The sequence below is a fragment of the Amycolatopsis marina genome (genome assembly GCF_900111885.1).
GTDB lineage: Bacteria > Actinomycetota > Actinomycetes > Mycobacteriales > Pseudonocardiaceae > Amycolatopsis > Amycolatopsis marina.
Genome location: NZ_FOKG01000050.1, coordinates 1 through 7,395 on the forward strand (window position 1 = coordinate 1; position 7,395 = coordinate 7,395).

General features: G+C 68.3%; 13 protein-coding genes. 2 read left to right on the forward strand and 11 right to left on the reverse strand.

Annotated features, from left to right (window positions below):
* The first annotated feature begins 4 nt into the window (after positions 1-4).
* Positions 5-145, forward strand: coding sequence for an ANTAR domain-containing protein (locus BM199_RS32975; RefSeq protein ID WP_342741756.1), 141 nt, complete (start codon positions 5-7; stop codon positions 143-145).
* Positions 146-982: 837 nt separating this feature from the next.
* Here BM199_RS32975 and BM199_RS32985 read toward each other — a convergent pair.
* From BM199_RS32985 to BM199_RS33035, 11 genes are all read right to left on the reverse strand, one after another.
* On the reverse strand, positions 983-1,228 hold the full coding sequence (locus tag BM199_RS32985; protein ID WP_043829842.1) for a hypothetical protein: 246 nt from the start codon (positions 1,226-1,228) through the stop codon (positions 983-985).
* Between the two features lie 116 nt (positions 1,229-1,344).
* The gene (locus BM199_RS32990; RefSeq protein WP_143102009.1) at positions 1,345-1,587 is read right to left on the reverse strand and encodes a hypothetical protein; all 243 of its coding nucleotides are present in this window, start codon (positions 1,585-1,587) and stop codon (positions 1,345-1,347) included.
* A 230-nt stretch (positions 1,588-1,817) separates the two neighbouring features.
* Positions 1,818-2,624, reverse strand: a complete 807-nt coding sequence (locus BM199_RS32995; RefSeq protein WP_143102010.1) for a hypothetical protein — start codon at positions 2,622-2,624, stop codon at positions 1,818-1,820.
* A 5-nt stretch (positions 2,625-2,629) separates the two neighbouring features.
* On the reverse strand, positions 2,630-2,887 hold the full coding sequence (locus tag BM199_RS33000) for a hypothetical protein (RefSeq protein ID WP_043829846.1): 258 nt from the start codon (positions 2,885-2,887) through the stop codon (positions 2,630-2,632).
* Between the two features lie 5 nt (positions 2,888-2,892).
* A complete protein-coding gene (locus tag BM199_RS33005) occupies positions 2,893-3,171 on the reverse strand; it encodes a hypothetical protein (protein WP_043829848.1) in 279 nt (92 codons plus the stop codon).
* Positions 3,172-3,201: 30 nt separating this feature from the next.
* Entirely contained in the window at positions 3,202-3,792 is a 591-nt protein-coding gene (locus tag BM199_RS33010) for a hypothetical protein (RefSeq protein ID WP_043829849.1), read from the reverse strand.
* Between the two features lie 99 nt (positions 3,793-3,891).
* Entirely contained in the window at positions 3,892-4,476 is a 585-nt protein-coding gene (locus BM199_RS33015) for a hypothetical protein (protein WP_043829851.1), read from the reverse strand.
* Between the two features lie 149 nt (positions 4,477-4,625).
* Positions 4,626-5,408 carry a hypothetical protein gene (locus BM199_RS33020; RefSeq protein WP_143102011.1) on the reverse strand — a complete coding sequence of 261 codons (783 nt, stop codon included), beginning with the start codon at positions 5,406-5,408 and terminating at the stop codon, positions 4,626-4,628.
* A gap of 155 nt (positions 5,409-5,563) precedes the next feature.
* Positions 5,564-6,133 (reverse strand): hypothetical protein, encoded by a 570-nt coding sequence (locus BM199_RS33025; RefSeq protein ID WP_043829855.1) that lies wholly within the window; start codon positions 6,131-6,133, stop codon positions 5,564-5,566.
* A 192-nt stretch (positions 6,134-6,325) separates the two neighbouring features.
* Positions 6,326-6,640 (reverse strand): hypothetical protein, encoded by a 315-nt coding sequence (locus BM199_RS33030; protein ID WP_043829857.1) that lies wholly within the window; start codon positions 6,638-6,640, stop codon positions 6,326-6,328.
* 49 nt (positions 6,641-6,689) lie between these two features.
* Positions 6,690-6,989: a hypothetical protein gene (locus BM199_RS33035; RefSeq protein ID WP_091680093.1), complete on the reverse strand. Its 300-nt coding sequence runs from the start codon at positions 6,987-6,989 to the stop codon at positions 6,690-6,692.
* A gap of 104 nt (positions 6,990-7,093) precedes the next feature.
* On the opposite strand from BM199_RS33035, the gene BM199_RS33040 reads away from it, so the two are divergent.
* Positions 7,094-7,395, forward strand: a 302-nt coding sequence (locus BM199_RS33040) for a transposase (RefSeq protein ID WP_143102012.1), incomplete at its 3' end; no start/stop codon positions are given.

The following is a 7,395-nucleotide window of genomic DNA, read 5'->3' on the forward strand; positions in this document are numbered from 1 at the left end:
CCTGATCGGCTCCCAGGAACAGGCCCAGCTACGCACCGCGCTCGGGACCCGCGACGTGATCGCCACGGCCAAGGGCATCCTCATGCACCGCCACCGCCGCACGGACGCGCAAGCGTCCACGATGCTTCCGACGGCTGGCAACTGAGAACATTGCGCCTCACTCACCAGCAGGGGTGGCCATGGGTCGCGCAACTTCTGCACGTGTCGGCCTACGTGGCGCGCCACCTCGGAGCGCATTGCACGCGCCGAACCGGACGTCCAGGACGGGGGAAAGTTGCGGCAGAGGCGGGCGATTAGGCCTGCTGGCCATCTACTTCAGCTCAGGCATTCGGCAAGTCGTGATTCCGGTGATTACCAGTAAGGTCCGGCATTTCGGTGGTTTACGAGTTCATGAATAACCTCTTCATCAACGTGACGCGATGAGTGTCCTGATTGGACGAGCAGTGGAATCGTTCGACGATGCGCGAATGGCGCGAGCGCGGGCCGACGCTCGCGCGATCGGTTTGTCAGCCCCCGAACGTGACGTCGCCCTGGACGCAGATGCGCAGTGGAACCGTGCTGTCCCTGTCGTTGCGCAGCAGCCACGACTCGGTATCGTCGAGATCGATCGAAACTCGGACCTGCCGGCTGGCCGGATCGACGTAGAGCGCGACGACAAATCGGTGTTGCCGGTGCTGTTCATGATGATCTCCTCGGACGGCGGGCTGCCGTCATCACGGCCCGCGCGGACGCGGGCGGTGCCGTGCGGGTGGGGTGGTCCGGCCGTGTGGCCGGAGGCAAGCGCGGTGCCTGGTACTAGCGGTCGGCGTCTGGGTTGCGCTGTGCCTTGGTGATGTCGCGATAGTCGGTGCTGCGGTAGCCGGTGTCGCGGTCGGTCGTGGGCGTCCAGCCCAGAGCGGCGAGCAGCGGCCGGATGCCGGCCCACCAGCCACCGGGGAACCGTCGGAAGACCCATTCCTCGGCGGTGTAGCGGTCTTCGTCGTCAGTGGGGCCGCGGGATCACAATCGAGATGGGACGCGAGGTGAACAGGTCGATCGTGATCACCAGCGCGCGGAAGGTGCCGCCGGGCGCGGTACCGACCATGCTGGCGCTGGGTGCTGCGTTGATCAGCGTGGCGTGGTAGCGGGTGGCGTCACCGGGGGCCCACCATGCCCAGCGCGGGCGTTCCGTGGGGATGTTGATCTCGGCGATGAGTTGCCGGGCGTCGTGAATGTCGTTGGTAGTCATGGCGATTCGAGCTACTGCGGATGTGTATCAGCCCACGCAGCGCGATGCCCTCCCCGTGGCGAGTTGGTGCTGGGGAGGGCATCGCGCCGATGTGGCGTAGCTGGTAGCCGGAGTGGTCAGGTGTGGCGGTGTCGCCGGAGGGCGTGCTCGACAGCTTTGGTGATCGTGTCGCCGTTGGTCTGCGCGCTCGCGTGCTGGTAGAGCGGCCAGGACCAGACGCAGTCGCGGCCGTCGCAGTAGATGCGGACGTGCCCGTCGTCGTTTTCCTGAAGTACCAAGGGAAGGCGGTGCCGCTCGGGCTCCGGCCGCCGGGGCGTGCTGCCTGATGTGGTGAGGCGCGAGCCGTCCTGAAAAGCCACGTCGACCCCGCGCTCGGCGAGGTGCTGCACGACGCGGCTGACCAGGTCTTGCGCGTTGACCTTGCCGACGGCCGAACCGGGCCGGGCCGGGCGGGATCTTCGAGGTAGTTGTAAACCAGGTCTTCCAGCGTTTCGACCAGAATCATCGGTAGGGGTCCTCTCGTGGGAAGCGGATAGGTGCGTAGGCAGGGGACGCGTTCCAAGCCAGACACAGGCGACAGAGGGCGCCGCTACTTGTATTCGCGCTTCCACCTGGCTTCGACCTTGGGAGCCAGTTCGGCGCGCAAGTCGTCCTCGGTGCGGCCATGTTTCGCGGCCAGCGCGGCCAGGATGAGCTGCGCGTCCTCGCGGTACTCGGCGATGGTGTCTCGGTGGTGGGCGATGCTTGCCCTGGTCAGATACCGGGCGTAGGCCAAGGCGTCTAAGTAGGAGCGACGGGCCGTGAACTCGGTGTCGATCTGCCCGTACCCCTTAGTGCGCAAGGGTGTTCCGTCCGGCGCGGTGATCGCTTTCGCGGCCTTGGCTTTCGCGCGTTCGGCTTTCTCGGCTTCCCGCGCGAGTTGCTCGGGGGTCTTGATCCGTCTGGGCTGGTTGCGAATGTCGACCGGCGCGCTGGGGTAGCACTCGGTGCATGCGGCCTTGCCGGCCTGCTCGACGATCTCGGTCTCGTCGTGCCCGGAGAGCTGGGTGAGCCAGGCGAACCGGGTGGAGGGGAAGCAGGTGCGGCACTCCATGGTGCGGTGGACGTGGCCGCCGGTGTTGAGGACCAGCCAGGCGCGGGTCCAGCCGCCCCGACGCTCGAACTCCGCATCGAGGGGGCGCGCGGCGGCCTCGCACTCGGCGATGGTCTGGCGGGCCTGCTCGATCCGGGGCTGCAACTCGGTCGCGTACTCGGCCATGCCGTCGTTCACCAGACGGTGGACGCGGGCGGTGAGCCCGTTGACGGTGTCGGTGGCCTTGGCATGCTCGATGCCGAGCCGGGCGAGCTCTTCGTCGATCTCGGACGGGGTTGCGGTCGTGGGGTCGTCGATAGGCATGGTGTTCACCTCGGAACGGGTTCGGGCCAGGCCGTGTCGGCCAGGCGGGGGCGTGGGAAGGCGTCGCCGGTGCGCCAGGCGCGGATGGCGGGGGCGAATTCGCTGGTAACGGCGCGGTCGAGGTCGCGGATGTCGATCGTGGTCCGGCCGTTGCGGCGGGCGTCGGCCCACAGGTCGAGGACCTTGGTGAGGCTGTCGGCCAGCAGCGCGGTCAGGGCGGTGGGCGGGTAGTCCTCGGCGACCGCGGCCAGCAGGCCGGCCATCTCGGTCAGCGGCCGGGGGTGGTGCAGTGGCCGAGCTGGCGGACCGGCAGCGTGACCACGTTCTCGGGTCCGGGCTGGGCGCCGGCCAGGGTGACCGTGCCGAGATGGACGTCGGCGCCGAGTTGGAAGACGTAGACCCATAAGCCCATGCGGGTGAGCGACTGGCGCGGAAGGTGGCGGTCCCGCGCCACGTCGAGCGCCTTGGCGCGGTTGGCGGGCACGGTGTGCACGTCGTCCAGACGCAGCCGTGACAGGTCGAGGCGGTCGTAGAACTTCATGAACACGAAGGGCTCCTTTCTTTGTGGTGGCGCGATTCACGCGCGGGTCTGGGCGAGTTCGCGGGGTGGCAGGGCGGTGGTGGTCCAGCCGTAGAGGTCGAAGACCTGGCGGGCGTGGGTGCGGTAGTAGAGGTCGAAGGCGCCGCCCTGGCCGGCGTGGGTGGCGCGGCGGTGGCAGTAGCGCGGCGCGCCGCCGTTGCCGAACTCGGTTTGCCAGGTGCACACGCGCAGCCGGTGGACGCGGATGACGAGGCCAGGGCCGCCGTTGACGCCTGCCCAGCGGCCTCCGTCGACGTCGGTGGCGTGCCAGACGTAGCGGGTCCACATCCCGCCGGACGGGGTGTAGGTGCGCCGGCCGACCTGGTGGGCGTCGGTGGGGTCGATCGTGGCCAGGTGCCCGCCGGGCGCGGTAATCAGCGCGTCGCCGGCCGAGGACACGTAGGCGACGAAGGTGTTCGCGCGGGTCATCGCGTGGCGTTCGCGTTCGTTCGAGCACGGGTAGCAGCTCGTGGCGCCGGTGGTCGGGTCGATCGCGCGGCCGGTGCCGATCCCGCTGGGGTCCGGGGTGGGTGGGTGGCCGCAGTCGAGAACGTCCGCCACGGGGGCGGTGGAGGAGGTGGTGGTCATGGCGGTATCGGTCCCTTCGGGCCGGAAGTGAGCGGAATCGGCAAGGGCACAGGCCGGCCGTTCGGCCACCGGAGGGGTGGACCGAACGGCCGGAGGTGATCAAGGAAGGTGTCCGAACGTGGCCAGCAGCCGGGCGAACTCGGTCACCCGGTCGTGCGGGACGCGGACGGTGAACACCGAGTCGGACGCGCCGGGCCGCACGCAGACTCGGCCGTGGACGCCTGCGTCGACCGTGCCGAAGTGGAAGTCGGTCGCCTGGTCTTGGCGCTGCACGCCCAGGCGGGCCGCGACGGTCGCCGCGAGTTGCTCACGGGCGGCGGCGATGCCGTCGCTGGCGTGCTTCTCGTCCCAGGCCGCGTGCAGCGCGGTCTCATAATTCGGCAGCAGCCGGCGCCGGGTCTCGTGGGCGATCACGTCGGGCGGTTTGCACCGGCCCACGGTGATCTTGTGGTCCTGCTCGTGGTCCTGCGGGACATGGTTGCGCAGGAAGCCGAGGTGACCGATAATGATCAATCGGTCCCGGTCGGTCTTGCGGCCGGTAGTGGTGCCGTCGACCAGGTCGAGGACCTGATCGTTCGGTCCGGCGAGATGGGCTTCCGAGCCGTCGTCGGCCTTGCCGGTGTAGGCGCGCCATCCGGTCCCGAGGTGCTCGGCGACAGTGTGCGCGAGGTCGAGGGTTGTCATTGGGGTTCTCCGTGGGGTTGCTGGTCGACGAGCCAGTCCGAGCCGAGCCGGCCGACTTGGTGGTGAGGTGTGGCGGTAACCGGCGCACGACGAGGCGCCGGCCGACCGTCGACGGACGGTCGGTCGGCGGGTGCGGAAAGGGGCTGAGGTCAGCGGCAGTGGCCGGTGATCTGGACCAGGTGGGCCATGTCGACCACGGGCCCGGCCCAGTAGCGGACGTGGGCCGGTTGGTTGCCGATTCCCCAGACGTAGAGCCGGAAATCGGGGTCGCTCGGGCAGGCCCACACGGAGCGCTTACCGGGCCCCTCGGGCGCGGGGGCGCCGTGTTCGTCGCACCGATCATCGACGACCAGGCCCCCACCCCAGGACGACCGCAGGTGCGCGAACACCCGGACGTACGGGGCATCGAACGGCACCGTGTGCGCCTGCTGCCGGGCCGCGACCCATTCGGCCAGTGCGTCCGCGGACAACGGCCGGCGGGAGGTGATCACGGCACGTACGCCGTCGACGTCGGTGAGCCGGCCGTGGTCGCTGCTGTCCGCGTAGGCCAGTGCGCACGGCCCGGTGAACCACAACGTGATCCATTGCGGGCCGCGATGCCAGCCGCGCGCATAGCCGCGCCGGTCGCCCAGCTCGGTGATCGGGATCGGTGGCAACACGCCGTCCAGGCCCCGGTCCGGTCGGGGCGTCCACCCGTGTGCGCGGAGGTCGTCGTCCACGGTCGGGTAGATCATGTCCGTGGTCCGGGCGCCGGAGTAGCCGCGTGCCGCGCGGCTCAAGGTCGTCGCCAAGCCGTCCATGCGGCCGGTGACGTTGCGCAGGCCCTGTACAGGCATCGGGTTCGAGCTCAGCGCGTCGTCGTGCAGGTCGGCAACCTGGCAGCGGAGTTCCTCCGCGAGCCTGGCCAGGCTGGTGAGGCTGCCGGCCTGCACACGGTTCACCGTCTCCAAGGAGTCGGCCCGTGCGCGTTCCCGGTCGAGCTCCGCGCGCAGAGCGTCCAGGGTGGTCGAGTGGCCTGTGGTCAGCGTGGGTGCTCGCTTTCGTCGGTCGAATTGCGTGAATGTGCGGAGGTGATGGGAAAAGGGCGTCACTGTTCTGCGAGCACGCGGTCGAGCTGATCAAGGAAGTAGTCGACGTCCGTGTTCGGGCGCATCGCGTCGCCGGACGGCATCCAGTAGGAGTCGTCGACGTAACCGGTGCCGGCGACCTGGTCGAAGGTGTCGACGTAACCGGTGTGATCGCATTCGCAGCAGTCCGGCGCGGTCACCGGGTACAACTGGCTTCCGACATTCAGGCAGGCGGTGGCCAACGCGCGTTCCCGGAACGTGGGCGCGGTATAGGTGGCGATCGCGGTCACCACGCGGGCGGCCGGGAATCGGGCGAACAACTCAGCCAGCACGTCGTAGTGGGCGTGCCAGCACGCGGAAATGGTGCTGCGCCTGCCGTTCGGGCCGGTGCCCTTGCCGAACGCGGACGCGCTTCCCTTGGCGCCGGAACCCGCTGTGTCGGTGGTGCGAAGGGTGAACGTGGCGCGGGGTCCGGCGCGGTTGCTGCGATCCTCACCCGTGTGCGTGGTTATGTTTCCGTCGTAGAGCGCGCTGGACACGTCGCGTACGACGCTGTGAATATCGGTGATGGACACGCCGTACACGAACATGGTTGAACTCCTTTACTGATTCGGGAAACGGTGGTGATGACGTGCGCGCGGATGAGTCGAACAATCCGCAACGGAAAGCAGAGCCGTTGCAACCATTGCGTGCGGGTGAGAGCTGCGCGGCGCCCGTATGAACGGGCGCCGAGACACGCGGCTGACTATCAGTGAAATTTCGGGATGCGCTGGACGATTGCGCTAGATCCAGGAATCGACTCGGCGGACCGTGGCGCCGCACTTCTTGGCGACGTACTCCGCAGCGTCCGCCAGGTCCGAAAGTCGGTACCGATAGGCGGACAGCGGCACCGGACCGGCTTCGCCGTCGGTGGACTCGATACGCCAACGTCCGCGCGGTGCCCGCTCGCAGGCGACGAACGCACACCCGTCACGAGTGAACGCGACCGCGCTATCGGCGTCCTGTTCGCCGTACGTGTCGTCTGTCATGACGTAGCCGTTTTGGGCGTACTGAAAGTGGAGCTTAACGACGTTGGCCGTGTCCGTGTCGGTGGACATGTCGCCTCCCTTGGCGTTGACCGGTAGGACGAGGGAAGGTGCGCGGGTTTCAGGCCCAGCGCGGTTGGAATTCGTCGCGCAGCCCGCCAAAGGTCCACGCACCGAAGATGCGGAACTGTCCGCAACGCACGCGCACGTGTGCGCGCGGAACACAACCGCTCGGGGTGAATGTGGTGTGTTCGCCACGGCGGTAGGCGCCGCGCGTGGCGGTCACCAACACGGCGATTTCGCCGCGCGGGGTGTACCCGCTCACCTTGGCCGGTACGAGTCCGGAGAAACTGTCCAGGAATATGAGATCACCGATCCGAATCACGGTTGTCGGAATCGAACGGTGTTGTGTGTCAGTCATCGTGACCTCACTCGGGATGCTTTAGGCGGCTGACTGGTAGCCCGTACCGGGGCACGTGGCTAGTACTGCAACGGCAGTTGGTCGTCGTGTGGTAGATCATCGTTGTGGTGGTCGATGTGGTGATGGGGCAGCTGGATCGGGTTCATGATCGGATCGCGGGACGGTTCAGGCGGTCGGAGCCGCGGGGCCGGGCTCGGGAGTATGTGTCCGGGCTGGTCGCGGGGTTGGAGCGGAAGAACGGCTGGACACTGGCGGAGCAGTCCGGTGAGGTGTCTCCGGATGGGATGCAGCGGTTGTTGCGCTGGGCGGACTGGGACATCGACGGGGTGCGTGACGACGTGCGGGACTACGTGGTCGAGCATCTCGGCGAGCCGGGCGGCGTGCTGATCGTGGACGACACCGGGTT